The sequence below is a fragment of the Defluviimonas sp. SAOS-178_SWC genome (genome assembly GCF_039830135.1).
Classification (GTDB): Bacteria; Pseudomonadota; Alphaproteobacteria; order Rhodobacterales; family Rhodobacteraceae; genus Albidovulum.
The window spans coordinates 2,589,109-2,615,197 of sequence record NZ_CP156081.1; the positions used below are offsets into that span (position 1 = coordinate 2,589,109).

The window sequence follows — 26,089 nt, forward strand, 5'->3', positions numbered from 1 at the left end:
TTACGGCGCGAGGGAGCGCCCCGGTCAAGCCTCAACCGCACTCCTTTGATAGGTCGCCCGGTCGAGCCAGGCGGGATCGATGTCCACCCCCCATCCGGGAGCGTCGGAAATGATGACCTTGCCATCGCGGACGGCAAAGGGATCACCGCGGAACAGCCCGTCCTGCCACGGGTAATAGTCTGCGCCCTCGATAGAGAATTCCAGGTATTTCCCGGCATTCGGGATCGCGCCGAGAAGATGCATCGTGCAGATCGTCACGAGCGACAGGTTGGCACTGTGCGGCGTACAGGGCAACCCCGCCCTGGCAGCCATCCCGGCAACGAGGAGCGTCCGGGCGATACCGCCCATGTACATTACGTCCGGCTGCACGACATCGACCGCGCGCATGTCGATCATCCTCTTCCAGGTGGCGAGGTCCCAGTCCTGCTCGCCCCCCGTCACGTCGATGTCGAGCGCGTCGGTGACCTCTTTCGTCTGCTCCAGTTCCCAGTAGGGACAGGGTTCCTCGAAATGCGAAATGCGTTCGGCTTCCAGCTGCCGGCCAACCGCGATCGCCCGCGCCGGGGAAAAGCCGGAATTGCCGTCGACGAGCTTCGCGACACCGTCGCCAAGCGCCCGCGCGACGACCGGAATCACCTCTTCCGTCCGGCCCGGCCATTCGTCCACGTCACGCCCGCATTCGGCGCCGACGCGCCATTTGAACGCATCAAACCCCTTGTCGTCGCGCAGACGGCAAAGCCGCGCCGCCTCGTCCTCCGGCGTGATATCGCGCTTCATCGAAGACGCATAGGCCCGCAGTTGCCCCGGCCTGCCGCCCAGCAATTCCACGACCGGCTTTCCCTCGCGCCGACCGCGCATGTCCCAAAGCGCGGTATCGAGCCCGGCAAGCGCCCGGCAGCGATAGGAGCCGGGGAACTTGTGCTCCTTCTCCTCGATCCGCTGCACGAGGCCGAGAATGTCGTCTGTCCCGGCACCGAGCGCATGGGGGGCCACCTGGCGGTGGAGGATCTGGGCGGTGATGTCGGCATTGTAGGTGGAGCACTGGCCCCAACCGATGGCGCCGTCCTCGGCGGTGATGCGCGTGAAGCAGACGAATTCGTTACTAAAGGTCTCGACGCACGAGATCTTCACCATCCAGCCCCGCTCCCCCCTTATGTCCGTCATGTGCCGGTCTCACCGGCCTCGAGCGCCTTATCCCATAACGTCTAGGCTGCGACGATTTGGCGCCAACTCTGAAAACCGACGATAGACATAGCGTTTGCGACATCAAGGAAATTTTTGTTGATTGACTGGTCAATCTAAAGAATTTGCCGCGCAAGGCCCGCAAAACATTCGGAACATCCGCTCTTTCGGCAGATCAGACGGACGAACCGGGCGTGGCGCCGAGGTCAAAGCGCTCGCCGGGAAATGCTTTCTCCAGCCGCAGATCGGCGGAACGGGCATGACCTTCCATCCCCTCGTGCCGCGAGATCCGGGCAGTGACGGCGGCCAGATCGCGAAGCGCCTCGGGCGAAACCTCCTGCCAGGTGACGGCCCTGAGGAACTTGTGCACCGACAACCCGCCGGTATAGCGCGCCGCGCCCGATGTCGGCAGCACATGGTTGGTGCCCGCCGCCTTGTCGCCGAAGGCGACGGTCGTCGCCGCCCCGAGGAAGAGCGACCCGTAGGCCCGAAGCCGCCCCCGCCACCAGCCGAGATCGGCGGCCTGCACATGCAGATGCTCGGGCGCGATCCGGTCGGCATGCGCCGCCATCTCCTCGCGCGTATCGCACAGAACGACCTCGCCGCGCCCCGACCAGGCGGCAGCGGCGGCGGTCCGGTTCGGCTCCGGCAGGCTCGCGATGCAAGCCGGCACCCGCGCCATCACCGACTCCGCCAGATCGGCACTGTCGGTCACCAGCCAGACCGGAGAGGTCGGCCCGTGCTCGGCCTGTCCGACGAGGTCCGCCGCCACCAGATCGGCGTCGGCTCCGGCATCGGCGATCACCATGCTGTCGGTCGGCCCCGCCACCATGTCGATGCCGACACGGCCGAAGAGCTGGCGCTTGGCCTCGGCGACATAGGCGTTGCCGGGCCCGACGAGGATATCGGCGGGCGGCAGGCCAAACTGGCCGAAAGCCATCGCCGCGATCCCCTGCACGCCGCCGAGCGCAAGCACCGCGTCCGCGCCGCAAAGGTCGAGTGCGTAAAGGATCGCCGGCGGAATGCCCGTGCCGGGGCGCGGCGGCGTGGCGGTGGCGATATGGGCGACACCGGCGACCTTCGCGGTCGTCACGGTCATCAGCGCCGAGGCGATATGACTGTAGCGCCCGCCCGGCACATAGGCACCGGCGGCGGCGATCGGGATCAGCCGTTGCCCGACCTTGAGGCCGGGTCGCAATTCCACCTCCGTCTCCCGGCAACTCGCGAGCTGGGCGCGGGCGAAGGCGGCGATGTTGTCATGCGCGTAGCGGATGTCGTCTTTCAGTCGCTCCGGCACCGCCGCGGATGCGGCCTCGATCTCGGCGCGCGGGATGACCGCTGGGCCGGTCCAGCCGTCGAGCTGCTCGGCATAGTGGCAGGTGACCGTCTCGCCGCCCGCCTCGATCTCGGCCAGGATCCGCGCCACCGTGACTTGAACCTCGGCCGTGAGCGAGGCTTGCTCTGCCGCCGCCTGCTTGAAAAATCTGACACTCATGACAGCCACCCACTCCCGTCTTTGCCTCGAACGGCCTTGACCGGACCTCCCATCAGGTTCAACTTTCCGAAAGGTCCACCCGTCTGCCGCCCCGGAGCGCCATGCTCGCCAAAGGCATCACCCTGCGCGCGCTCGAGCTTTTCGAGGCGATCGCCCGCACCGGCACCGTCGCGGACGGCGCCCGGGCCGTGGGGCTTAGCCTGCCCGCCGCCTCGCAGCAATTGTCGAACCTCGAAACCTCGCTCGGCACCGTGGTCTTCGACCGCGCCCACCGGCCCTTGGGCCTGACTCCGGCGGGGCGCATTCTCCTCCACCGCGCGCAGGCGGCGCTGAGCCAGATCCGCCAAGCGCAGGCGGAATTGACCGTGCTCGACATCTCGCATCTGAAAAGCCTCAGGCTGGGCGTCATCGACGATTTCGATACCGAGATCACGCCGAACCTCGTGATCGCGCTCGCGAAGAACCTGCGCAATTGCGACTTCCACCTGACCACGGCGCCAAGCCACGACCTGACCGCGATGCTGGCCGCCCGGACGCTCGACATCGCCGTCGCGGCCGCGCCGCAGGATGCGCTGGCCGGGATCCGCGAACATCGGCTTCTGCGCGATCCCTACCTCCTCGCCGTTCCGCGCGGGTTCGGGTTGCCGAAGGGCGGGGACATGGCCGCGCTCGCCGCATTGCCGCTCCTGCGCTATGACCGGACCCAGTTCATGGGCCGCCAGATCGAGGCGCATCTCGCGCGCCACCGGATCACCCTGCCTGACCGGTTCGAAATCGACAGCAACCAGTCGATCATGGCGCTGGTTGCCAGCGGCACCGGGTTCTCGATCACCACGCCGCTGGCGCTTCTCCGCGCCAAGGCGTTTCTCGGTCAGGTCGATATCCACCCGCTGCCGCTCGCCGCGATGTCGCGGACCATCTCGCTCTTCGCGCCGACCGACCAGCGCGACGACGTCGCGACCGAGATCGCGCGCACCCTGCGGGCGACAATGGCGACACGTCTGATCGCGCCGATGCAGGACCTCGCCCCCTGGCTCGGCGACAGCTTCGCCGTCATTCCTGCCTAGACCCGCGATCACGCCCCCTCCACCGCCCGACAAACCCGCGCGGACGATTGGCAGTGGGAAGCCCCTGTCAGGCAAGAACTGCCCGTCGGGTTTCGCAAGATCGAAGGTCGGATTTCGAAAAGTGGAATTGCAGCGCATCGGGCGGGCGGCATAAGCCGCGTCTCAGACCGTCCTAGCGCTGACCGTAATAGAGGCCGACGACATGCTCCGCCTCGGCGAAGAAGAGCCAGCGGGCAACGAACGCCCCGGCGAGATGAACCACGAAGACAGTCGCCATGAACGGCAGGATCGGCGGCAGGACGAGCAGGCCCAGGAACGGCAACAGCGCCGCGAGGACGACCGCGATCACCCTGAGCCGCCTCGCATGGCGGCGCCCGACGACATGGATCATCTCTCGCGTCAGGTAGTTCGGCCCGGTATGGGCGGGTGCGAACTGACGGACAGCGCCCCCCTTGCCAAGCCCCGTCGCGGTCGAGAGCGTCTGGCCTGCCGCCGCGAAGCGTCCGTCCCCGATCCGGAAGGCAACGATCAGGAGCAACCCGAGGACGAGGCAGGCCAGCGCCGCGATGGGCACCTGTCCGCTGAGGATCGCGCCCGATACCGTGGCGAAGGTGAGGAACAGCGCCGGCGTCGTCCAGTGGTTCCAGCGCGGCACCGTCTTCAACTGCGCATAGATCATCGACGTCGACACCACGGCTAAAAGGCAGGCCAGCGCGCCGATGGCCCCGAAATGCCCCGGCAGCCCGCCGCCCATGATCGCCGCCAGCGCCACCGGCGCGAGAAGCAGAAGCGCCCCCGCCGAGGCCCACGCCTCGCGGCTGAGCCAGCTTGTCCGCCACTGGGTAAAGGCCCGAAGCGCCCGCGCCGGATTGCCGAGATGGAAGGTCGAGGCCAAAAGACCCGCCACGCTCAGTCCGTAGCCAACGCCCCAAAGCAGGAACGCCGCTGCCCCGTAGACCTCGACCGCGCCGAGTGCGAGGAAGGCCAGAAGGCCGAAGCCCGCACCGGAAAGAACCGTAAAGACGATGACGGAGGGGGCGGGATGCATCAGAACTTCTCCAGAAGCCGGTCGAGCCACCCGGCGAACCCGGTCTCGGGACCATCGCTGAGCGGCTCCAGTGCCGCCTCGGGGCGTGCGCCCTTGGGCCGTGGCGGCAGGTATTTGTTGACTGGCTTCGTCCCCATGTCCGGCATCAGGTCATAGCCGCCGCGCTCCGCCACCAACCGGCTGACAGCGCTGTCCGGGTCGCCGAGATCGCCGAAATGCCGCGCGCCGGTCGGGCAGGTCCGGACGCAGGCCGGGACGCGGTCCGCCTCGGGCAGGTTCTCGTTGTAGATCCGGTCGACGCAGAGCGTGCATTTCTTCATCACCCCGGCCGAGGGGTCGAGTTCGCGCGCACCGTAGGGACAGGCCCAGGCGCAAAGCCCGCAGCCGATGCAGGCATCCTCGTTGACCAGCACGATCCCGTCCTCGGCGCGCTTGTAGCTCGCGCCGGTCGGGCAGACGGTGACGCAGGGCGCGTCTTCGCAGTGCAAGCACGAACGCGGGAAGTTGACGATCTCGGCCGGCCCGGTCGCGGGTGTCACCTCATAGCCGTGAACCCGGTTGAGGAACGTCCCGCAAGGCGTTGATCCGTAAGCATCCTGATCGGAAAGCGGCGCACCGTACGCCTGATCGTTCCAGCCCTTGCAGGCCGTGACGCAAGCCTGACAGCCGACACAGGTGTCGAGGTCGATGACCAGCCCGAGTTTCTTCGCGGATGGCGGCGGAAGCGCGGTCATGGCCCGTTTCTCCGCGCCGGCGGCACCGGCGATGCAAGCGGCGGGAAGGCCGGCTGTGCCTCATCCGGCGACGCCACCTTTTCGATCCGCACGCGAAGGTCGAACCACGCGGCCTGACCGGTGATCGGATCGGAATTCGACCAGCGTAGACCGTCGCCCTTTTCCGGCAGAAGTTCGTGGATCAGGTGGTTGAGAAGAAAGCCTTTCGTGGCTTCCGGCGCGGCGGGATCGAGGGCCCATGCGCCCTTCCGCTTGCCGATCGCGTTCCACGTCCAGATCGTGTTGTCGTTGAGCGCCGCCATATGCGCGACCGGCACCGTGATCTCTCCGCTGGGCGAGGTCACACGCGCCCAGTCGCCATCGCGGAACCCGTGTGCCTGCCAGAGCTTCGTCGGCAGGTAGAGCGGATTGACCCCGTGGATCTGCCTCAGCCAGGCGTTCTGGGAACCCCAGGAATGATACATCGCCATCGGCCGCTGCGTCAGGGCATGGACCGGATAGGCCGCCCCTGCCGCCTCGCCGAAAGGCTCGTACCAGATCGGCAGCGGGTCCATCGTCGCTTTCAGTCGGTCGCGCAGGTGTTCCGGCGGCTGGCGCTCACCGTGCCCTTCGGCCGCGAGGCGGAAGCGCTGCAACGGCTCCGACCAGAGCGAGAAGAGATAGGGCTGCGGCTTGTCATAGAAGCCGAGCGCGACAGCCCAGTCTTGGTAGGCGGCGTTCCACGGTTTGAAATAGGTGGCCTCGTCCGGGATATGCTCCACACAGAACCCGCCATTGGCGATATAGCGCTGAAGCTGGTCCGGGTTCGGCGCCCCGCGCCCGACCTGATCGCCCGCGCCGCGCCAGCCCATCAGCGGGCCAACGCCCGGCCGGCGCTCATGCCGGACCATGTAATCCGCGTAATCCCGGTACCTTGCGCGCCCTTCTTCATCCACGAAACCCGGCAGGCCGAGCCGCGCGCCAAGATCGACCAGCACCGACTGGAAGCCGCGCACATCGCGGTCGGGCTCCACCACCGGCCAGCGGATCGCGTCCGCCGCCGCCTCCGCCTCGCAGATCGGGCGATCCAGCAAGGATATGCAGTCGTGCCGTTCCAGATAGGTCGTATCGGGCAGGATCAGATCGGCATAGGCCACCATCTCGGACGCATAGGCATCGGAATAGATGATGCGGGGAATCCGGTATTCGCCGTCCTCGTCCGTGTCGGTCAGCATCTCCATGACCGAGGCCGTGTTCATGGAAGAGTTCCATGACATGTTGGCCATGTAGAGCAGGAGCGTGTCGATTCGGTAGGGATCGCCGGCATGGGCGTTCGGGATGACCATGTGCATCAGCCCATGCGCCGACAGCGGGTTTTCCCATGTGAAGGCCTTGTCGATCCGCGCCGGGCTGCCGTCGGGCTTGAACGCCAGTTGCTCGGGCCCCTGCACGAAGCCCAGATGCGGCCCGGCCAGCGGCTTTCCCGGCACGCAGGCGCAATGCGGTGTCGGGTGCGCCTCCACCGGTTTCGGATAGGGCGGCTTGAAGCGGAAGCCGCCGGGCGTCTCGACCGAGCCGATGAGGATTTGCAGAAGATGCAGGGCGCGGGCCGTCTGAAAGCCGTTCGAATGGGCCGAGATACCGCGCATGGCGTGGAACGCCACGGGTCGGCCCACCATCCGTTCGTGACGGTCCCCCCGGAAATCCGTCCAGGCCCGGTCGAGCACCACCGGCGCGTCGAAGGCAGCATGGGCAATCTCGGCCGCGAGGCCCCGGATGCGGCCGGCCGCGATACCGGTGCGTTCGGCCACCGCTTCCGGCGCATAATCGTCCGACAGGTAGCGTTCGGCGAGATGCTGGAAGACCGTGCGGCAGCCCTTGTAGGTCGCGGCCAGATCGGGGGTCACACCCGTCCTGTCGAAAGGCGCGGGCTTGCCCGTGGTCCGGTCGATGACCAGAAGCTTGCCATCCTTGTCGCGCAAGAGAAGCCCCTGCCCCGGCCCCTCCGCCGCATCGACCAGACAGGGCGCGTTAGTGAACCGGGCGAGGTAGTCGAGGTCGATCTTGCCGGCCTTCAGAAGCTCATGGATGAGCGAGAGGATCAGCAATCCGTCCGTCCCCGGCGTGATCCCGTACCAGTCGTCGGCCACACCGTTATAGCCGGTGCGGATCGGGTTCACCCCGATCACCCGCGCACCGCGTTTCTTCAGCTTGCCGATACCGATCTTGATCGGGTTCGAATCGTGGTCCTCCGCCACGCCGAAGAGGATGAAGAGCTTCGCCAAGTCCCAGTCGGGCTGGCCGAATTCCCAGAACGCGCCGCCCATCGTGTAGATGCCGGCCGCCGCCATGTTGACCGAGCAGAACCCGCCATGCGCCGCGTAGTTCGGTGTGCCGAAGCCTTGGGCCCAGAAGCTCGTGAAGCTCTGCGACTGGTCGCGGCCGGTGAAGAAGGCGAGTTTCTCCGGCGCCGCCTCGCGCAGCGGTTTCAGCCAGCCGACGGCGATCTCAAGCGCCTCGTCCCAGCCGATCTCCTCGAACGCGCCCGACCCGCGCGGGCCGACCCGCTTCAACGGCGCGCGAAGCCGGGAGGGCGCCGTCACCTGCATGATCCCCGACGCCCCCTTGGCGCAGAGGACGCCCTTGTTCACCGGGTGGTCGCGGTTGCCCTCGATATAGGAAACCTTGCCCGATTTCAGGTGCACGTTGATGCCGCAGCGGCAGGCGCACATGTAGCAGGTGGTCTTGCGCACCTCGTCCGACACTTTGGGAGATGTGTCCAGCTTCGGTTCCTGAAAGCCCATTTCGTTCCCTAACCCTGTCCGCAGGCGGAACGTTCTCCGCCTTAGTCGCGCGATGCAACCCCGTTGTCTCGCAAGGCCGCGCTCATGCCCCGGCCCCGTCAAGCCGGGTGCGCACCTCGGCGGCGATCTCGGCCTCCTCCGCGGCCGGAACGATGACGACGGGCAAACCGCCCGCGTCGATCCGACGGGCATTCGCGGCATTCCCGGCCGGGTCGAGCGCAACGCCCATGAAGCCGAGGCCCTCGGCGATCGCCGTCCGCACCGTCGCGTCGTTCTCGCCGATGCCGCCGGTGAAGGCGACGCAGTCGAGCCCCCCCATCGCCGCGATCATCGAGCCGGCGTGCCGGACGGCCCAGTAGCAGAAATGCACGATGGCGAACCGCGCCGCGTCCGTTCCCGCCGCATGGAGCGCCCGCATGTCCGAGGCATTGCCGAGCGCCAGAAGCCCGCTTTCGCGGTTGAGGATACGGGCCGCGCCCTCGATGCCGTGATCCCCGGCCAGCCGCAGCACCGCGTTGCCGTCGATCGCGCCCGTGCGCGTCCCCATCGTCAGCCCGTCCAGGGGCGAATAGCCCATCGTCGTGGCCACCGAGCGGCCGCCGCGGATCGCGCAGAGCGAGGCGCCATTGCCGAGATGGAATGCCAGCACCCGCTCCGGCATGGCGCCGAGAAGGCCGGGCAGCCGCGCTGTCAGGCTCTGGTAGGAGATCCCGTGAAAGCCGTAGCGCCGGATCCCCTTCGCCTCTTCGGCGGCCGGCAGCGCATAGCGCAGCGCGACCTCCGGGTTGGTCGCGTGGAAGGCGGTGTCGAAGACCGCGACCTGCGGCAGGTCGGGCAAAAGCCGCCGGACCGCCCGGATGCCCGACAGGTTGTGCGGGTTGTGCAGCGGCGCGAGCGGGATGCAGGCGGCGATCTGTGCCTCCACCGCGTCACTGACACGGACGCTGGCGGTGAGGTCGCGCCCGCCATGGACGATCCGGTGTCCGGCCGCATGGAACCGCGAGAGCGGAAAGCCTGCGGCGGCGAACGCATCGAGAAGCAGGGCGAGCGCGGCATCGTGATCGGGCGCCGCGCAATCGCGTTCCTCCGCGCCGACCTTCAGCCGTGATACACCCCCGATCTCGGTCACGGCACCCGACGCGACCGGAACCTCGCCCGTGCCAAAGAGGGCGATCTTGATCGAGGACGACCCGGCATTCACGACAAGGATCAGATCGCCCGCCATCTCAGATCACAGATTTCAGAAGACCGAGAACCGCCAGGATCGCCAGCAGTCCGATGGCGAGGCGACGGAAGCTCGTCGGCGCCGATTTGCTGAAGCGGAAACTGCCGAAATGATTGCCGATGAGCAGGAGCGGCAAGGCGACGGCGCAGGCGACAAGGGTGTCCCGCGTGATCAGGCCCGCATGCAACAGGACCGGCAGCGACAGAAGGTCGAGGATGGCGAAATAGGCGATGAGCGTGGCGCGGAAGATCCGTGGCGGAATCGGCTGGGCCGAAAAGACGGCCGCGACCGGCAGGCCCGCCATCGCCGCGCCGTTCGCGACGCCCGACGCGAAGCCGAGAACGGCATTCGGCCAGCCGCGCACCTCGCGGGTGGTGTGCCATCCGGCAAGAAGCACGCCGCACATCACCAGGATGAAGAGCGAGATCGCGACGCGGGACGCGTCGAGCCCGATCGCGATCAGCCCGTGCACCCCGATCGGCAGGCCGATGGCCGCGCCGGCGAGAAGAAGGCCGACGCGCCGCCAGTCGATATCCCTGGCAATGCCCTTCGCGGCCTGGAGCGTCATGACCACCTCGCAGAACAGCGCGACGGCGACCGCATTCAGGGGGTCGCTGACCAGCCCCGTCGCCACCACCACGAGCGCCGAAAAGCCGAAGCCGGAGAACCCCCTGACGATCGCCGCGATCAGGACCGCCGCCAGAAGGAACGCCGCTGCCTCCGGCGAGAGGCCGAAGGGAAGCGCCATCACGCTCCCTTCTGGGGACGCATGTCGGCAGGGTCGATCCCCGCGACCTCTACCGGCTTCTTCATCGCGTCGCGGCGGAAGGGCTCCCCCAGTTCCTGGTTGATCAGCGCCTCGATGAAGGTGGTCTTGCCCGCCTTCTGGTCCTTCAGGGCCTGATCGAGCGCCGCCGTCAGCTCCTCCATCGTCTTCGCCTGGCCCCCCTTCAGGCCGCAGGCCTGCGCGATGCCGGCATAGCTGACGCCGTCGTTCAGTTCGGTCCCGACGAAGTTGTCGGCATACCAGAGCGTCGTGTTGCGCTTTTCCGCGCCCCACTGGTAATTGCGGAAGACAACCATGGTGATCGCGGGCCATTCCTTGCGGCCGACCGCCACCATCTCGTTCATCGAGATGCCGAAGGCACCATCACCGGCAAAACCCACGACCGGAATGTCGGGATTGCCGATCTTGGCGCCGACGATCGCGGGGAAGCCGTAGCCGCACGGGCCGAAGAGACCGGGCGCGAGGTACTTCCGCCCCGCCTCGAACGACGGGTAGGCGTTGCCGATGGCGCAGTTGTTGCCGATGTCGGAGGAGATGATCGCCTCCTTCGGCAGCGCGGACTGGATCGCGCGCCAGGCCATGCGCGGGCTCATCCAGTCGGGCTTGGCCTTCCGCGCCCGGTCGTTCCAGCTCGTGCCCGGATCGTCCTCTTCGTGGTCCATCGAGGTCAGTTCCTGCGCCCAGGCCGACTTCGTCTTCGCGATCAGGTCCTTGCGCTCGGCCCGGCCGGCATCGCCTGCCCCGTCGCCAAGCTGCGCGAGGATGCTCTCGGCGACGCCCTTGGCATCGCCAACGATCCCCACGGCAACCGGCTTCGTCAGGCCGATCCGGTCGGGGTTGATGTCGACCTGGATAAGCTTCGCCGTTTTCGGCCAGTAGTCGATACCGTAGCCCGGCAGCGTCGAGAACGGGTTGAGACGGGTGCCGAGCGCCAGCACGACGTCAGCCTTCGAGATCAGCTCCATCGCCGCCTTCGAGCCGTTATAGCCAAGGGGGCCGGCGAAGAGGGGATGCGAACCCGGGAAGGCGTCGTTGTGCTGGTAATTGCAGCAGACCGGCGCATCGAGGCGCTCGGCAAGCGTCTGGCTGGCCGGGATCGCGCCGCCAAGGACGACGCCCGCGCCGTTCAGGATCACCGGGAACTTCGCCCCGCTCAGCAGCTTCGCCGCCTCCGCGATCGCGTCGGCGCCGCCAGAGGGGCGCTCGAAATCCACGATGGCGGGCAGGTCGATGTCGATCACCTGCGTCCAGTAGTCGCGCGGCACGTTGATCTGTACCGGCGCCGAGAGCCGCTTGCCCTTGGTGATGACCCGGTTCAGCACCTCGGCGATGCGCGTCGGATCGCGCACCTCCTCCTGATAGGCGACCATGTCCTTGAAGGCGGCCATCTGTTCGACTTCCTGGAACCCGCCCTGACCGATGGTCTTGTTCGCCGCCTGCGGCGTCACCAGCAGCATCGGCGTATGATTCCAGTAGGCGGTCTTCACCGCCGTCACGAAGTTGGTGATGCCCGGCCCGTTCTGGGCGATGATCATCGCCATCTTGCCGGTGGTGCGGGTGAAGCCGTCGGCCATGTAGCCGCCGTTGCATTCATGCGCCACGTCCCAGAACGTGATGCCGGCGCGCGGGAAATAGTCCGAGATCGGCATGAAGGCCGATCCGATGATCCCGAAAGCATGTTCGATTCCATGCCGTTGCAGGACTTTGACGAAAGCTTCCTCGGTGGTCATCTTCATGGCGTGTCTCCCTGAGTGTTGACCGGTAATATGCCGGGACGATGCGCCCCTGTAGGGCCAGTCAGGCGGGCTTGTTATGTCCAGATTCACGCAAGGATTCGGCGATAAGGGCGATCCCTTCAGGAATCCGGCTTTGCGCGATCGAGGAATAGGCCAGCCGGTAATAATTGCCCGGCGCGGTCCCCGGCGCGAAGAAGACGCGACCGGGCTCGATCAGCACGCCCCTGGCCCTCAGTTCCGCCGCCAGCGCCCCGGTATCGACCCCGGCCGGCGCCCGCATCCAGAAGCTCGATCCGCCGAACGCGCCCTGCCCGGCAATTTCCAGCCCGTTCGCCCGGATCGCCTCGTCCATCGTCGTGCGGCGGCGCTTGTAGGCCTGGCCAAGCCGCTTGATCAGCGCGTCGTAATGGCCGAGGGCAAGGAAATAGGCGACGGTGCGCTGGATGTGGCCCGGCGGATGGCGCAACATCGCGGCGCGAAGCGCCCGCGCCTCGCGGATGAAGGCCTCGGACGCGACGAGATAGCCGAGCCGCAAGCCCGGAAAAAGCGATTTCGAGAATGACCCGGCATGGATCACCCGCCCCTCGCGGTCGAGCGATTTCAGCGCCGGCGCGGCGGGCTTCAGGAACGACATCTCGAATTCGTAATCATCCTCGACGACAAGGAAATCCTCCCGCCCCGCGCGTTCCAGAAGCGCCACGCGCCGCTCCATCGGCATCGTCGCATTGGTCGGGCAGTGATGGCTCGCCGTGGTGAAGACCGCCGCGATCCCCTCGGGCACCCGGTCCGGCGGCAACCCGTCCTCGTCGACATCGACGGGCAACACCCGCGCGCCAAGCTGGTTAAGGATCGCGCGCAGCCCCGGATAGCAGGGGTTTTCCACCGCCACCGCCCCGCGCGGCGCAATCAGCACCTCGGCGGCGAGCCAGAGCGCGTTCTGCGCCCCCATCGTCAACAGGATTTCTTCGGGCCGCGCAACGATCCCGCGCCGGGGCAGAATGGTGCGGGCAATGTATTCGACCAGCATCGGATCGTCGCGTTCGTAGAAATCGTCCGTCAGCACCCCGAAATCGCGCTTGCCAAGGGCGCGGAGCGCGCATTGCCGCCAGTTCTGATGATCGAAGAGGCTCGCATCCGCCTGCCCGTAGATGAACGGATAGGGATAGGCATGCCAGTCCTGCGGCTTCGCCGGCAGTTCATGGCGCGAGAAGCGCCGGCCGATGATCCGCTCCCAGTCGACGCTGTCGCGGCGCGGAGCGTTCGCGACCACGAAACCCGGCTGCACCGGCGCGGTGTCCGAAACGTAATAGCCCGACCGTCCCCGCGCGCTGAGATAATCGCCCGAGACAAGCTCCGTATAGGCCAGCGTCACGGTGATCCGGCTGACGCCGAGATGCTGCGCGAGGCCCCGGCTCGACGGCAGCCTTTCGCCGGGCCGGAACCGGCCGCGCAGGATGCCCTCGGCCACCATCTGCTGTATCTGCTGCTGCAAAGTCCCGTTGAACCCGGGCGTGAGAAAGAAGCTTTCGGCGGGGATCGACATGGCTGGACTTATGAAGAAAACGATCTGGACATAGAAAGAGTGGGATCCGGACCGAGGTCAAGGACAATTCGCAAATGTCGACCGCAATTGGCCCCATGCCTTCCACAATACAGCCATATATCTTTTGTCTTTCGGAAGCCAATTCACCTGCGAGAGCCCAGAGATGAGCAGTCACGGCACCGATTCCAACGCGCTTCCGTCGATGCGCCGCGCGCACGCGGCCGATGGCAGGCAGATTTCCGGTGCACTTCTGTCGCTGCTGATCTCCATGGCGCTTATGGCCGTTCTCTGGGACCGTCCAATCAACCACGATACCGCTTGGTATCTTCTCGCCACGCGCGAATGGCTGGCCGGGGAGCGGCTTTACATCGACATCTACGAAGTCAACCCGCCCCTGAACTTCTACCTCACAATTCCCGCGATCCTGCTGGCGGATCTAACCGGCATGAGCGAGACCAACGCGCAATATGCGGTGACCTGTTTTCTGACGGGCGCCAGCCTGCTTTGGTGCACGCGCCTTCTTGTCGCCCGAAATGACCTCTCGTCCGCCCGACGGACCATGTTTGTCCTTGGGCTCGGCACCGCGATGGTCCTGCCGGCGCTCGGCGATATCGCACAGCGCGAACACGTGCTTGTTATTGTCGCCATGCCCTGGGCCATCGGCCTTCTGCCCGGAACCATATCGGACGGGTGGCGGCCGGCGGCACTGCGCGGGGCGGTGGCCGGACTCGGGATATGCCTCAAACCTTTCTTCCTGCTTTTCCCCATTGCCGCGACGCTTTGGGCAATGGCGCGGAGCCGATCTTTGTCGCCCACGCTGTCGGCTGGAAACATCGCGATGTTCGGTGTCGGGCTCACCTATGTCGCGGCAGTCTGGCTGCTGCACCCGGAATACTTCCGCGACATCATCCCGACGGCCCGCTTGGTCTATGGCGCTATCGGCGCCTCGGACGAAGTCGTCTACATGATGCTCGCCGTTACCGCCGCGCCCTTCGTGCCGCTGATGCTCGCGCTTTCGGTCGCGCGCACCTACCCGCCGGGAACCTGGCTTTTCTTCATGCTCGCGCTTGCCGGGTTGGGCAGCTATCTCGTCCAGTGGACGGGCTTTGCCTACCACCTCGTCCCGTTCAAAGCCTTCGGTATGGCGGCGGGATTCTGGATCCTCATCCATACGACCCGGTTCACACCTATCCTGATCGCCGCCCTGATCGCGCTCCTGACAACGGGTTACGTCGCGATATCGCGCGGAACCTACGGCGTGCCCATCATTGCGGAGTTGGCCGAGGATCTTGCCACCCTGCCGCACCAAGAGAGCCTTTTCGTGGCTTCAACCTTCGTACACGCCGGCCCACCGCTCGCGCTGAGCCTCGGCGCGCGCTGGGTCAGCCGCTATCCACACAACTGGCTGACGCCCGGCGCCCTGAAGGCGTTGGCCGAGACGGACTGCGCCCGGGCACCCGACCGTTGCGCGCAATACCGCGCGATCACCGACAGAAATCGCGACGACAACCTTGCCGACATACTGGCCGCACACCCGGATCTGATCGTCATCGACAAGCGAAAGGGCTATATGACCGATCCCGATTTCTCATGGCACGACTATTATGACGCAAACCCGGATTGGGCGCGGATCCTGCGGTCCTATCGCCAGATCCGCGACACCGAATCCTTCGACGTCTGGTCACGCTGCGCCCTTGACACCGCCACGCCCGGTCAGGACTGCCGTTAGAACGGGTCGCACCCGACCTAGCTGAAGACCTTGGTCAGCGCCTTGTCGATCGCTGTCGTGATCTCGTCGATATCGTCCGCCGTCGCGATCAGCGCCGGCGACAGGCAAAGCGTGTTGTTCAGGCCCGGCAGCGAGCGGTTGGTGGCGCCGATGATCACGCCCTGCGCCATGCAGTCGGCGACCACGGCCTGCACCTTCTTCTCGTCCACCGGCTCCTTGGTCTGGCGGTCGGCGACCAGTTCGGCGCCGCAGAACAGGCCCTTGCCGCGCACGTCGCCGATCACCCGGTGCTTGTCCATCAGCGCGTGAAGGTTGTTCATCACCCGCTCGCCCATCTTCACCGTGTTAGCCAGAAGCCCCTCGTCCTCGATGATCCGCATGTTCTCGACCGCCGCCGCCGGGCCGGCCGTGCAGCCGCCGAAGGTGGAGATGTCGCGGAAGTAGTTCATCGGGTCGGCGGCGTCGTCCTTGAACATCTCGAAGACGGCCTCGGTCGTGACGCAGCAGGCGATCGCGGCATAGCCGGAAGCGACGCCCTTCGCCATCGTCACGAAGTCGGGCTTGATGCCGTAATGCTGATAGCCGAACCAGGTGCCGGTACGGCCAACGCCGCACACGACCTCGTCGATATGCAGAAGGATCTCGTACTTCCTGCAGATCTCGCCCACGCGCTCCCAGTAACCCGCCGGCGGCACGATGACGCCACCACCTGCCGTCACCGGCTCCAGGCAGAGCGCGCCCACGGTATCCGGGCCTTCGCGCAGGATCACCTCCTCGATCGCGTCGGCGGCGCGTTCGCCGTAATTCTCCACGTCCCACTGCTTGCGGTATTCGAGGCAGTGCGGGACCTTGACGAAGCCCGGCACGAACGGCCCGTACTGGGCGTTCCGCTCCTCCTGACCGCCCGCCGACATCGCGGCGATGGTGGCGCCGTGGTAGTCGCGGTCGCGGAAGAGGATCTTGTGCTTCTTGCCGCCATAGCGCTTGTGGGCGATCTGGCGGATCATCTTGAACGCCTTCTCGTTCGCCTCCGATCCCGAGTTGGTGTAGTAGACGCGGGACATGCCCGGCATCTTCTCGATCAGCATCTTGGCGAAGATCGAGCCGGGGATGGACCCCGCCGAATTGGCGAAGTAGTTCATCTTCACCAGCTGGTCATAGACCGCCTTGGCGATCGACTCGCGGCCATAGCCGACGTTGACGGTCCAGACCCCGCCCGACACGGCGTCGAGATGTTCCTTGCCTTTTGCGTCCCAGACCCGCATCCCCTTGCCCTCGACGATGATCCGGGGATCGTTGGTCTCGAAGGGCTTGTGCTGGATCAGGTGATGCCAGAGATGCGCGCGGTCGGCTTCGACCACTTCGGAAATGTCGTTGGAATACACAGCGTTGCTCATGTGCGTTGCCTTTTTGCCGGTGTTCTGTCGCCGGGCGCGATCATGTCAGGGGCCGCGCGCGGACGGAATATCGCTCTTTCGCTGAAATCATCACGAAAGCAAGCCGCCCCGTAGGGCCAGAATGCATACTCCGATAGCGCCAGATCGCCCAGCACGGCCAAATTTGCCGGATTCGCCCGCAACCGCTCGGTCGAAACCGGTCAGTAGCCCGGCTGTCCGAAGCTGGCCGTGGTGCCGTTGACCGCGTGAATCCGCTCCAGGTTGACGATGGTCGACAGCATGATCCGGTCCGGGCTCCAGTCGCCGGGCCGCTGGATCGCCACCGATGCCAGAAGCGTGACGACCAGCGCCGGAGCGGCCAGTACCGCGAAGGCCAGCGTCGGATGCCGTTCGGCCCGCCCCTCGATCACCGACATCATTCGCCGCTTCAGAAGCGTCGCGGAGCGGCTGCCGAAGAACCGGTTCTCGGTCCGGACGAGCGCCACGATCGGCGCCTCGACCGCCAGCAGGCGGCGCGGGCGCAGCCCGTCATGGCACACCCTGAGAAGGCAGTTGCAATAGGCCGCGACGTCATAGCCGCGCCGCGACAGGACCTGCCGGTCGCACGAGAGTTCGCGAAGTTCCTCGACCTGGTGCTTCCAGATGTAGAAGGCCGGGTTCCAGAACAGGAAGGGCCGGATCAGCCCCGTCACGAATTCCCATTCGACATCGCCCTGTCTCAGGTGCTGCAACTCGTGGCCGAGCGCGATCCTGAGATCGTCGCCTCGCGCCAGCATCGTTGAGGGCAGGACCACGATCCGCGACCGGAGACCGCGCGTCGAAAACGGCACGCTCGCCGTATCCGAAACGCGCAGTTCGACCCGGCCGAAGCGGCGCCAGACATAGCTTTCCGCGATGACACGGCGGAGCTTCAGGACGCTCCAGCCAAGCCGGACGAGGCAGGTCGCGATGCCCGCGGCCAAGGTCCACTGCACCCCCTGCCCGACGGGCGAAACCAAGGCTTCGGCGAACCGGCTGCGCAGGCTGACCATATTTTCGAGGGCCGACGGGCTCATGTCGAAGCGGCCTTGCAGGTATTGCGCGACGATGAAATCGGTGAGGTTCACGGAATGGTCCGTCGTCACATAGCCCGACCGGCCGAGCAGCGCAAAGAGCGCCACGAAGACAGGGCTGACGAGAACCGCGAGGAACACCGCCCGCAGCATCCTCAGCCGGGCCGTCGCGGCATAGGAGAACCCCACGAAGTCGAGCAGGCGCCCCGACACGAACCACAGGCCGCAGACGAAAGCCAAAAGCAGATTCACGTCGAGATAGGCGTCGAAAAGGGTGTTAGCGTTTATCATCCCTGAGCCTCTTATCTATCAGCGCCCGGATCTCGTCGAGCGCTTCCTGAGACAGATCGTCGTCGTCAACCAGCCGCGCGACGAGCGTCGCCGGGGCATTGTCGAACAGCTTTTCGGAGAGATTCTTCAGCGAACGCGACTGGTAGGCGTCCTTGCTCAGCGTCGCCCTGTAGATGAAGGTCTTGCCCTGTTTCGTGCTTTTCACGAATTTCTTTTGTTCGAGGATCCTGAGGATCGTCGCCGCCGAGGTGTAGGCGAGCTTGCGGGCAGGCGCGAGCGCGTCCTGCACGTCACGCACCGTCGCCTCGCCCAGATCCCAGAGCTTCGACATGAATTCCAGCTCCACTTCGGTCAGGAATTTCGTCTTTTTCTTCTCGCTCATCTCGGCTTCGGTCCTGATGCTGCACGATCCTCGTGCACCCTTTCTACTAAGCTTTGCGTATTTCTCCAAACGCCATCGCGATCAGACCTTCCAGAAACAGAAGATGCCCCAGCCGATGGCGATGACCAGCGGCCACCAGAGCGGCATGCCGATGAACCCGAGCCAGGCCATGAAGATGTAGCTGGTCCCGAGAAGCGTGATGAACAGCCGGTCGCCGCGCGTCGTCGTCAGGCCGAGCACACCGCGCCGCTCGTCTCCGCCGGGGCGGCGGACTTCCAGCACCGTCAGGACCGCCATCGCCGAAAAGATGCCGACGAAGACGGCAAGCGTCGCCGGCGTCCAGGCCATCCAGAACGACGGCCAGAGCGGCTGGGTCCAGGAAAACGCCTTTTCCACCGGCTTGCCGACATTGCCCCAGCCCGCCTGCTGGGCACCCGCCATCGTCGGCAGGAGGGCGAGAAGGATCGCGAGATGACGCATCACACCCTCCCCAGGGCGAAGCCCTTGGCGATGTAGTTGCGGACGAACCAGATGACGATGGCGCCGGGGATGATCGTCAGCGTTCCGGCGGCGGCGAGAAGCCCAAGCTCGTAACCCGCGGAGGAGGCTGTCTTGGTCATCGTCGCGGCGATGGGTTTCGCGTAGACCGCCGTCAGCGTCTTGGCCAGAAGCAGCTCCACCCAGGAGAACATGAAGCAGAAGAAGGCGGCGACCCCGACCCCGGCCTTGATCGTCGGCAGGAAGATCGTGGCGAAGAAGCGCGGGAAGGAATAGCCGTCGACGAAGGCGGTTTCGTCCAGTTCCTTCGGCACGCCGCCCATGAAACCTTCGAGGATCCAGACCGCGAGCGGGATGTTGAAGAGGCAATGCGCGAGCGCCACCGCCCAGTAGGTGTCGAAAAGCCCGACCGCCGAATAAAGCTGGAAGAACGGCAGAGCGAAGACCGCCGCCGGGGCCATCCGATTGGTCAGGAGCCAGAAGAAGAGCTGCTTGTCGCCAAGGAACCGGTAGCGCGAGAACGCATAGGCCGCCGGCAGCGCCACGGTGACAGAAATCACCGTGTTGATAGAGACATAGGCGATGGAGTTGATGTAACCCCAATACCAGGTCGGATCGGTGAAGATGGTCCGGTAGCTCGCCAGCGTCCATTGGCGCGGGAACAGCGAGAAGCCGCCGAGGATCTCCTGTGTGGTCTTGAAGCTCATCGCCACCAGCCAGTAGATCGGCAGCATCAGGAACAGGATGTAGAGGATTGGAATGATGGAGCGTTTCTTCATTTTGATCCCCTATTTCGCGTCGTTGCGCGTCATCAGCGTGTAGAAGAGCCACGACACGAAGAGCGTGATCGCGAAGTAGATCAGGCTCATCGCCGCCGCCGGGCCGAGGTCGAACTGGCCAAGCGCGATCTTCACGAGGTCGATCGAGAGAAGCGTCGTGGAATTGCCGGGGCCGCCGCCGGTGAGAACGAAGGGCTCGGTATAGATGTTGAAGCTGTCCATGAAGCGCAGCAGCACCGCGATGGTCAGCACCTGCTTCATCTTCGGCAACTGGATGTAGCGGAAGACCGACCAGTTCGACGCCCCGTCGATCTTCGCCGCCTGATAATAGGCGTCGGGGATCGAGACGAGGCCCGCGTAGCACAGAAGCACGACGAGCGAGGTCCAGTGCCAGACATCCATCGTGATGATGGTGACCCAGGCGGCCAGCGGGCTGCGGGTCATGTTGTAATCGATCCCGAGCGTATGGTTCATCAGGTAGCCCAGAAGCCCGATATCGGGCAGGGTAAAGATGTTCCACATCGCCCCGACGACGTTCCAGGGAATGAGCATCGGCAGCGCCATCGTCACAAGGCAGACCGGCACCCAGAACCCCTTGCGCGGCATCGACAGCGCGATGATCACACCGAGCGGCACCTCGATGGCAAGGATCATTCCGGTGAACAGGAACTGCCGCCCGAGTGCGGCATGGAAACGCTCGGACCGCAGTATGTCCTGGAACCAGCCGAGGCCGTGCCAGAAGAACTGGTTGTTGCCGAAGGTCTCCTGCACCGAATAATTGACGACCGTCATCATCGGCACCAGCGCGTTGAAGGCGACGAGGACGAGGACCGGCAGGACGAAGAGCCAGCCCTTCTGGTTGACCTTGCGCATCAGGCGGCCCTCCCTTTTTCCGTGGCGATCCAGCCGTCGCGGTAAAGCCGGGTCTGGTCGGGCCGGAAGGCAAGGTGCACCGCCTCGCCCTGCCCCGGCACTTCGCCTTCGACGATGGCACTGATCCGCGTGTCACCCGCCACCGCCTCGACCACCGAATGGCGGCCGAGGTCCACGACCTTGCGCACCGTCGCCCTGAGGCCGCGCTCGGCAAGCGAGACGAATTCCGGCCGGACGCCGATCTCGTGCCGCCCGTCGCCGGGCGCGACGGCACCTTCCAGGGGGACGGCCTCTCCCATGAAGAAGGCGCGCCCGTCCTTCAGTTCGGCCGGCAGCACGTTCATTCCCGGAGAGCCGATGAAATGGCCGACGAAGGTATGGGCCGGGCGGTCGAAAAGATCGACCGGCGTGCCGATCTGCACGACCTCTCCGTCCTGCATCACGACGACCTGATCGGCGAAGGTCAGCGCCTCGGTCTGGTCGTGGGTGACATAGATCATCGTCACCTTCACGCGCTGATGCAACTCCTTGAGTTTGGATCTTAATTTCCATTTGAGATGTGGATCTATGACGGTCAGCGGTTCATCGAACATCACTACGTTCACGTCGTCGCGGACAAGGCCCCGGCCCATGGAGATCTTCTGCTTGTTGTCGGGGCTGAGGTTCGACGCGCGGGTGCCGAGCATCTCGGTCACTTCCAGCATCGCCGCGATCTCCTCGACCCGGGCCTTGACCCGATCCTCGCCAACGCCCCGGTTGCGCAAGGGGAAAGCGAGATTGTCGTAGACGCTCATCGTGTCGTAGATCACCGGGAACTGGAACACCTGCGCGATATTGCGCCGGTCCGGCGGCAGGCCGGTCACGTCCTTGCCGTCGAACAATATCCGCCCCTCGGACGGTTGAAGAAGGCCGGATATGATATTGAGAAGCGTAGATTTTCCGCAACCGGACGGCCCCAGAAGCGCATAGGCCCCGCCATCCTGCCAGTCGAGGTTGATCTCCTTCAGCGCGTAATCCTCGGGCCCTTTCGGGTTGCCCATGTAGCTGTGACGCAGCTTGTCGAGGGTGATCTTGGCCATCTCGTCCTCCTCACGCCACAAACGCGCCGTCGGGCGCGAAATAGAAGCAATGGGCGGGATCCATGAAGAACTCCTGATCATCGCCCACCCGGTAGGGATGCACCCCCGGCGCGAGCGAAACCCAGATCTCCGCCCCCATGCGGAAATGCGCGGTGGACTCCGAGCCGGACAGTTCGGTGATCTGCACCGTCCCAGTCATCGGCACATGCGCGCGCTCGGACCGCACGGGCGAGATGTAGTTCGGGCGAATCGCGACTGTGTAGGCCCCGTCGCGAAGGCCCGCCGCCGCCCCGGTCAGTGTCCAGCCGACGCCGTGGCCAAGCTCCATCCGGTCGCCTTTCTTCGTCACCGGCGCGGAATTGATCGGCGGGTCGGAAAAGACCTTGGCCGAGGTCAGCGTGTTTGGATGGCGGAAGATCTCTGCCGTGGCCCCGAACTGCGTCACCCGCCCGTCCTGCATCAGGGCCGTCTTGCCGCCCAGCATCAGCGCCTCTGCGGGTTCCGACGTCGCATAGACGACAATGGCACCTCGGCCCGCGAAAAGGTCCGGCAACTGGTCGCGCAACTCCTCGCGGAGCTTGTAATCGAGGTTCGCCAGAGGTTCGTCGAGGAAGACGGCCGTCGACTCCTTGGCGATGGCGCGGGCGAGCGCGGTGCGCTGCTGTTGCCCGCCCGACAGTTCATGCGGGCGGCGGTGCAGCATCGGCCGCAGTTGCAGCACGTCGGCCGCCGCCTCCACCCGCCCCTGGATCTCGGACTTCGCCATGCCTGCGACCCGCAAGGGGGAGGCTATGTTGTCGAAGACGGTCATGTGCGGATAGTTCACGAAGAACTGGTGGACGAGGCTGATATTGCGCTTTTGCGGCGACAGGCCCGTCACGTCGCGCCCGTCCATGAAAATCCGCCCGGAAGCCACCCGGTCGAGCCCGGCCATCAGCTTGATCAGCGAGGTCTTGCCCGATCCCGTCTCGCCCAGGAGGACGTTGAAGCGTCCCGGCTCCAGAACCAGTGAAGTTTCCTTGATATGCGTCACCTGGCCCACGCGCTTGGTGATCGCTTTCAGTTCGAGCGCCATGTCCCCTCCCCGGATCTTGTCCACAGGCCGGAACCTGCGGCTGGCGAAGGCCGGGGCGCGCGTGCTGCCCCGGCCCTGCCCGCCCGGACGTCGCCGGACGGGCCGTTTTTGTCAGGACCTCAGTTCTCGGCCCACTGCTTGATCAGCTCGTCGTAGCTGATCGTCACGCCCTGCTCTTTCTCGTTCTCGAGCTTGGCATGCGGGCCGTTCTCCTTGCCGAGCCATTCGGACGGATCGACCTCGGGGTTCAGGCGCGGGCCGCAGCCGCCGTAGACGTTGGCGCTTTCGTCGGCCGCCTGCATCCGGGCCATCGTGATGTCCATCTCTTCGGCAAGACGGTCCATGGCTTCTTGCGGAGTGAAGGCACCCGAGTTCACGTCACCGATCTGCTGCCACCAGATCTGCGCGAGCTTCGGATAGTCCGGCACGTTGATGCCGGTGGGCGACCACCGCACACGGTCGGGCGAGCGGTAGAACTCCACGAGGCCGCCAAGTTTCGGCGCGCGTTCGGTGAAGCTTTCATGCCGCACCGTGGAGTCGCGGATGAAGGTCAGACCCACATGGGACTTCTTCACGTCGACGGTCTTCGACACGACGAACTGGGCGTAAAGCCAAGCCGCCTTGGCACGGTCTTCCGGCGTCGACTTCAGGAACGTCCACGAGCCCACGTCCTGGTAGCCGACCTTCTGGCCTTCCTTCCAGTAGGGGCCGTGCGGGCTTGGCGCCATCCGCCACAGCGGATTGCCGTCGCCGTCCACGGTGTTGTTGCCTTCCGACTTCGGCTTCACCATGTCGGCGGTGAAAGCAGTGTACCAGAAGATCTGCTGGGCGACGTTGCCCTGGGACAGCGCCGGCAGCGACTGGTAGAAGTCGTAGGAGGCCGCCCCCGGAGGCGCGTATTTCCTGAGCCACTCGTCCCACTTGGCGATGGCGAAGACCGCCGCCGGGCCGTTCGCCTCGCCGCCGCGCGACACCGAGGCACCGGCCGGGTTGCACGATCCGGCTTCCATCCGGATGCCCCATTCGTCGATCGGCACGCCGTTGGGTTCGCCCGGAGACCCCGCCCCGGCCATCGAGAGCCAGGCATCGGTCATCCGCCAGCCAAGGTCCGGTGCCCGCTTGCCATAATCCATGTGGCCGTAGATCTGGACGCCGTCGACCTCCTTCACATCGTTGGTAAAGAACTCGGCGATATCCTCGTAGGCCGACCAGTTCACCGGCACACCGAGGTCGTAGCCATACTTGGCCTTGAACGCTTCCTGCAGATCGGCACGGTCGAACCAGTCCTTGCGGAACCAGTAGAGGTTGGCGAACTGCTGGTCGGGAAGCTGGTAGAGCTTGCCGTCGGGACCGGTGGTGAAGCTCGTGCCCATGAAGTCCGGCAGGTCGAGGCCCGGGTTCGTGACGTCGGCCCAGCTCCCGGCCATCATGTCCGACAACGGATAGGCGAGCTGAAGGCGCGAATGGGTGCCGATGAGATCCGAGTCGTTCACGTAACCGTCATAGAGGTTGCGCTGGGTCTGCATCTGCGTCTGGACCGCCTGCACGACCTCGCCTTCGCCGAGGATCTGGTGGTTGACCTTGATTCCGGTGATCTCCTCGAACGCCTTGGTCAGCACTTCGGATTCATAGGAATGCGTCGGGATGCCTTCCGACAGCACGTTGATTTCCATGCCCGCAAAGGGCTCTGCGGCCTTGATGAACCATTCCATCTCCGACATCTGCTCGTCTTTCGAGAGCGCCGAAGGCTGGAATTCGTTGTCGATCCATTTCTGTGCGGCCGCGGCGTCGGCAAAAGCCGATCCGGCCCCCGCAATGACAGCACTCACTGCCACTGCGGAGAGAAGATACTTCCGCATCCTGTCTCCTCCCTGAGATATGAGAGCCAGTTTCCCTGGCTAAGCGATAGTCTGCCGAGCTGTTCGCGTTTGTCAAACTAAAACTTTAGTAGAAAATAGATACACAAAAACACGCCACAACACATTGAAATAAAGTTATATTTCAAATCTTAATTAGAGCGACCTCCTGTCTCCACGCGCCTGAACCGCGCCGAAGTGCATGATGTGGGCGCCTGTCTCCGACGCGGCGGACAGCCCTCCGACCACGGGCGGGTTTTCGCAATCTCGCCCGGTTCTCGGCAAAGAATGGCCATCCCCGCATGGCGAACTGGCCGCAGACATCAACGGCCCGGAGACCCGGATCTCATGAAAGGACGCTTTGAAACGGCCACCGCGGCCGCGACGCGGCGGCATGGCCGTGCGGTCAACCCTCTGCGCAGGGTCGTTGGCGTCGTGCTGGTTGCCCTCGCGTCCACCACCGGCGCGGCCGCGGCACCGAAACCGTTGACCTCACACCTGGTCGCGGTCAAACCCATTGCCGCGCCGAACGGGGTCGGCGATCTTTGCCGCCGCTATGACTGGGCTTGCGCCAACCCGGCCGGTAGCCGGATCGCGGCCGGGAACGTCTTGGCACTCGCCAAAGCCGTGAACGCGGCGGTCAACGCAAAGGTCCGCGAAGTCTCCGACCGCCGGCAATACGGCCGCGAGGATGTCTGGGCGCTTCCAACGGCGCGCGGCGGCGATTGCGAGGATTTCGCGCTCGCCAAGAAGAAGCAACTGATCGAGGCAGGCGTTCCGCCGACATCCTTGCTGATTGCGACCGTCCTCGACAGGCGACGCAACCCGCACGCGGTCCTCGTTCTCAGGACCGCGACGGGCGACTACGTGCTCGACAACCTGACCAACCGGATCCTGCCCTGGCAGGAAACCGGCTACAGTTTCCTCAGGATGCAGAACCCCAAGGCCCCGCGCCTCTGGGACGCGATCCTTGCAGGCGGAATCTTCGCTCGCTCCTGAGCCCGAGCCGCGTCAGATCCCCTTCGGCGACTCCTTCTCCTTCGACGGCCGGTCGCTCGGCGCCCGTTCGTTGTCATTGTTGCGCGGCATTCTGCCGATCGAGGCTGTCGCCCCGTCGGCGAGGACACCGGCGACGTTCGGGCAGGCCTCCAGCGTATAGGTCAGGATCAGCGCGAATTCGCGGCTGCGCTGAAGGCTGTTGATCTCGCTCCGCGTGAATTCCGTCCGCTGGCAGAGAAACTCGACCTGCTCCTGCAAGGCAGCCGACATGACCGGCTGGGCGCTGGCCGCGCCTGGAAAAACCAAGGCGCCGACCAGAAGCGCAGCCGAAACACCGCCACAAAGCGGCAACGCGATGAACCTGTTCATGACCTTAACCCCCACAACGGCCCCGGCACCTCCGCGCCCGAACCGAACCAAAAAGTAGCACCCGGAAAAACATCGCATATCCGGCGGCAAATGTGACCGGAAAACGGCGA

Annotated in this window: 22 protein-coding genes; 3 read left to right on the plus strand and 19 right to left on the minus strand. The window is 65.3% G+C overall.

The features are described from left to right. Window positions 1-24 precede the first annotated feature (24 nt). Both V5734_RS13405 and hisD read right to left on the minus strand, forming a co-directional pair. A complete protein-coding gene (locus V5734_RS13405) occupies window positions 25-1,164 on the minus strand; it encodes a mandelate racemase/muconate lactonizing enzyme family protein (protein ID WP_432759628.1) in 1,140 nt (379 codons plus the stop codon). Between the two features lie 193 nt (window positions 1,165-1,357). Next, window positions 1,358-2,677 carry a histidinol dehydrogenase gene (gene hisD / locus V5734_RS13410; RefSeq protein WP_347310146.1) on the minus strand — a complete coding sequence of 440 codons (1,320 nt, stop codon included), beginning with the start codon at window positions 2,675-2,677 and terminating at the stop codon, window positions 1,358-1,360. Between the two features lie 101 nt (window positions 2,678-2,778). Between hisD and V5734_RS13415 the strand changes: the two genes are divergently transcribed. Further along, on the plus strand, window positions 2,779-3,744 hold the full coding sequence (locus V5734_RS13415) for a LysR family transcriptional regulator (protein ID WP_347310147.1): 966 nt from the start codon (window positions 2,779-2,781) through the stop codon (window positions 3,742-3,744). Window positions 3,745-3,916: 172 nt separating this feature from the next. Here V5734_RS13415 and V5734_RS13420 read toward each other — a convergent pair whose 3' ends face one another. The 7 genes from V5734_RS13420 to V5734_RS13450 all read right to left on the minus strand — a co-directional run bounded on the left by V5734_RS13420 (window position 3,917) and on the right by V5734_RS13450 (window position 13,600). Continuing rightward, window positions 3,917-4,792: a dimethyl sulfoxide reductase anchor subunit family protein gene (locus tag V5734_RS13420; RefSeq protein ID WP_347310148.1), complete on the minus strand. Its 876-nt coding sequence runs from the start codon at window positions 4,790-4,792 to the stop codon at window positions 3,917-3,919. Continuing rightward, window positions 4,792-5,526 carry a 4Fe-4S dicluster domain-containing protein gene (locus V5734_RS13425; RefSeq protein ID WP_347310149.1) on the minus strand — a complete coding sequence of 245 codons (735 nt, stop codon included), beginning with the start codon at window positions 5,524-5,526 and terminating at the stop codon, window positions 4,792-4,794. The genes V5734_RS13420 and V5734_RS13425 overlap by 1 nt, the downstream gene beginning before the upstream one ends. Continuing rightward, window positions 5,523-8,309 carry a molybdopterin oxidoreductase family protein gene (locus tag V5734_RS13430; protein WP_347310150.1) on the minus strand — a complete coding sequence of 929 codons (2,787 nt, stop codon included), beginning with the start codon at window positions 8,307-8,309 and terminating at the stop codon, window positions 5,523-5,525. Before V5734_RS13430 ends, V5734_RS13425 begins: the two co-directional genes overlap by 4 nt. 82 nt (window positions 8,310-8,391) lie before the next feature. Next, complete coding sequence (locus V5734_RS13435) at window positions 8,392-9,534, minus strand: acetate/propionate family kinase (protein ID WP_347310151.1); 1,143 nt, start codon at window positions 9,532-9,534, stop codon at window positions 8,392-8,394. Between the two features lies 1 nt (window position 9,535). Then, the gene (locus tag V5734_RS13440; RefSeq protein WP_347310152.1) at window positions 9,536-10,282 is read right to left on the minus strand and encodes a sulfite exporter TauE/SafE family protein; all 747 of its coding nucleotides are present in this window, start codon (window positions 10,280-10,282) and stop codon (window positions 9,536-9,538) included. Next, the gene (gene xsc, locus V5734_RS13445; protein ID WP_347310153.1) at window positions 10,282-12,057 is read right to left on the minus strand and encodes a sulfoacetaldehyde acetyltransferase; all 1,776 of its coding nucleotides are present in this window, start codon (window positions 12,055-12,057) and stop codon (window positions 10,282-10,284) included. Before xsc ends, V5734_RS13440 begins: the two co-directional genes overlap by 1 nt. A gap of 61 nt (window positions 12,058-12,118) precedes the next feature. Then, the gene (locus tag V5734_RS13450; RefSeq protein ID WP_347310154.1) at window positions 12,119-13,600 is read right to left on the minus strand and encodes a PLP-dependent aminotransferase family protein; all 1,482 of its coding nucleotides are present in this window, start codon (window positions 13,598-13,600) and stop codon (window positions 12,119-12,121) included. A gap of 163 nt (window positions 13,601-13,763) precedes the next feature. Here V5734_RS13450 and V5734_RS13455 point away from each other — a divergent pair, with 163 nt between their 5' ends. After that, on the plus strand, window positions 13,764-15,329 hold the full coding sequence (locus tag V5734_RS13455) for a hypothetical protein (RefSeq protein WP_347310155.1): 1,566 nt from the start codon (window positions 13,764-13,766) through the stop codon (window positions 15,327-15,329). A gap of 17 nt (window positions 15,330-15,346) precedes the next feature. On the opposite strand, the gene V5734_RS13460 is transcribed toward V5734_RS13455, so the two are convergent. The 9 genes from V5734_RS13460 to V5734_RS13500 all read right to left on the minus strand — a co-directional run bounded on the left by V5734_RS13460 (window position 15,347) and on the right by V5734_RS13500 (window position 24,614). Beyond that, the gene (locus tag V5734_RS13460; protein ID WP_347310156.1) at window positions 15,347-16,726 is read right to left on the minus strand and encodes an aspartate aminotransferase family protein; all 1,380 of its coding nucleotides are present in this window, start codon (window positions 16,724-16,726) and stop codon (window positions 15,347-15,349) included. Window positions 16,727-16,926: 200 nt separating this feature from the next. Next, the gene (locus V5734_RS13465; RefSeq protein WP_347310157.1) at window positions 16,927-18,069 is read right to left on the minus strand and encodes a M56 family metallopeptidase; all 1,143 of its coding nucleotides are present in this window, start codon (window positions 18,067-18,069) and stop codon (window positions 16,927-16,929) included. Beyond that, window positions 18,056-18,451: a BlaI/MecI/CopY family transcriptional regulator gene (locus V5734_RS13470; protein WP_347310158.1), complete on the minus strand. Its 396-nt coding sequence runs from the start codon at window positions 18,449-18,451 to the stop codon at window positions 18,056-18,058. Before V5734_RS13470 ends, V5734_RS13465 begins: the two co-directional genes overlap by 14 nt. Window positions 18,452-18,532: 81 nt before the next feature. Beyond that, window positions 18,533-18,799 carry a DUF2160 domain-containing protein gene (locus V5734_RS13475; RefSeq protein ID WP_347313635.1) on the minus strand — a complete coding sequence of 89 codons (267 nt, stop codon included), beginning with the start codon at window positions 18,797-18,799 and terminating at the stop codon, window positions 18,533-18,535. Between the two features lie 131 nt (window positions 18,800-18,930). Continuing rightward, complete coding sequence (locus V5734_RS13480; protein ID WP_347310159.1) at window positions 18,931-19,728, minus strand: carbohydrate ABC transporter permease; 798 nt, start codon at window positions 19,726-19,728, stop codon at window positions 18,931-18,933. Between the two features lie 9 nt (window positions 19,729-19,737). After that, window positions 19,738-20,601, minus strand: coding sequence for a carbohydrate ABC transporter permease (locus V5734_RS13485; RefSeq protein ID WP_347310160.1), 864 nt, complete (start codon window positions 20,599-20,601; stop codon window positions 19,738-19,740). Beyond that, window positions 20,601-21,680 carry an ABC transporter ATP-binding protein gene (locus V5734_RS13490; RefSeq protein ID WP_347310161.1) on the minus strand — a complete coding sequence of 360 codons (1,080 nt, stop codon included), beginning with the start codon at window positions 21,678-21,680 and terminating at the stop codon, window positions 20,601-20,603. The genes V5734_RS13485 and V5734_RS13490 overlap by 1 nt, the downstream gene beginning before the upstream one ends. Window positions 21,681-21,690: 10 nt before the next feature. Further along, entirely contained in the window at window positions 21,691-22,755 is a 1,065-nt protein-coding gene (locus V5734_RS13495; protein ID WP_347310162.1) for an ABC transporter ATP-binding protein, read from the minus strand. A gap of 119 nt (window positions 22,756-22,874) precedes the next feature. After that, entirely contained in the window at window positions 22,875-24,614 is a 1,740-nt protein-coding gene (locus V5734_RS13500) for an ABC transporter substrate-binding protein (protein ID WP_347310163.1), read from the minus strand. Between the two features lie 345 nt (window positions 24,615-24,959). On the opposite strand from V5734_RS13500, the gene V5734_RS13505 reads away from it, so the two are divergent. Next, entirely contained in the window at window positions 24,960-25,610 is a 651-nt protein-coding gene (locus V5734_RS13505) for a transglutaminase-like cysteine peptidase (RefSeq protein WP_347310164.1), read from the plus strand. Window positions 25,611-25,622: 12 nt separating this feature from the next. Here the strand turns inward: V5734_RS13505 and V5734_RS13510 are convergent, their stop codons facing one another. Next, window positions 25,623-25,979, minus strand: a complete 357-nt coding sequence (locus V5734_RS13510) for a hypothetical protein (RefSeq protein ID WP_347310165.1) — start codon at window positions 25,977-25,979, stop codon at window positions 25,623-25,625. Window positions 25,980-26,089: the final 110 nt, after the last annotated feature.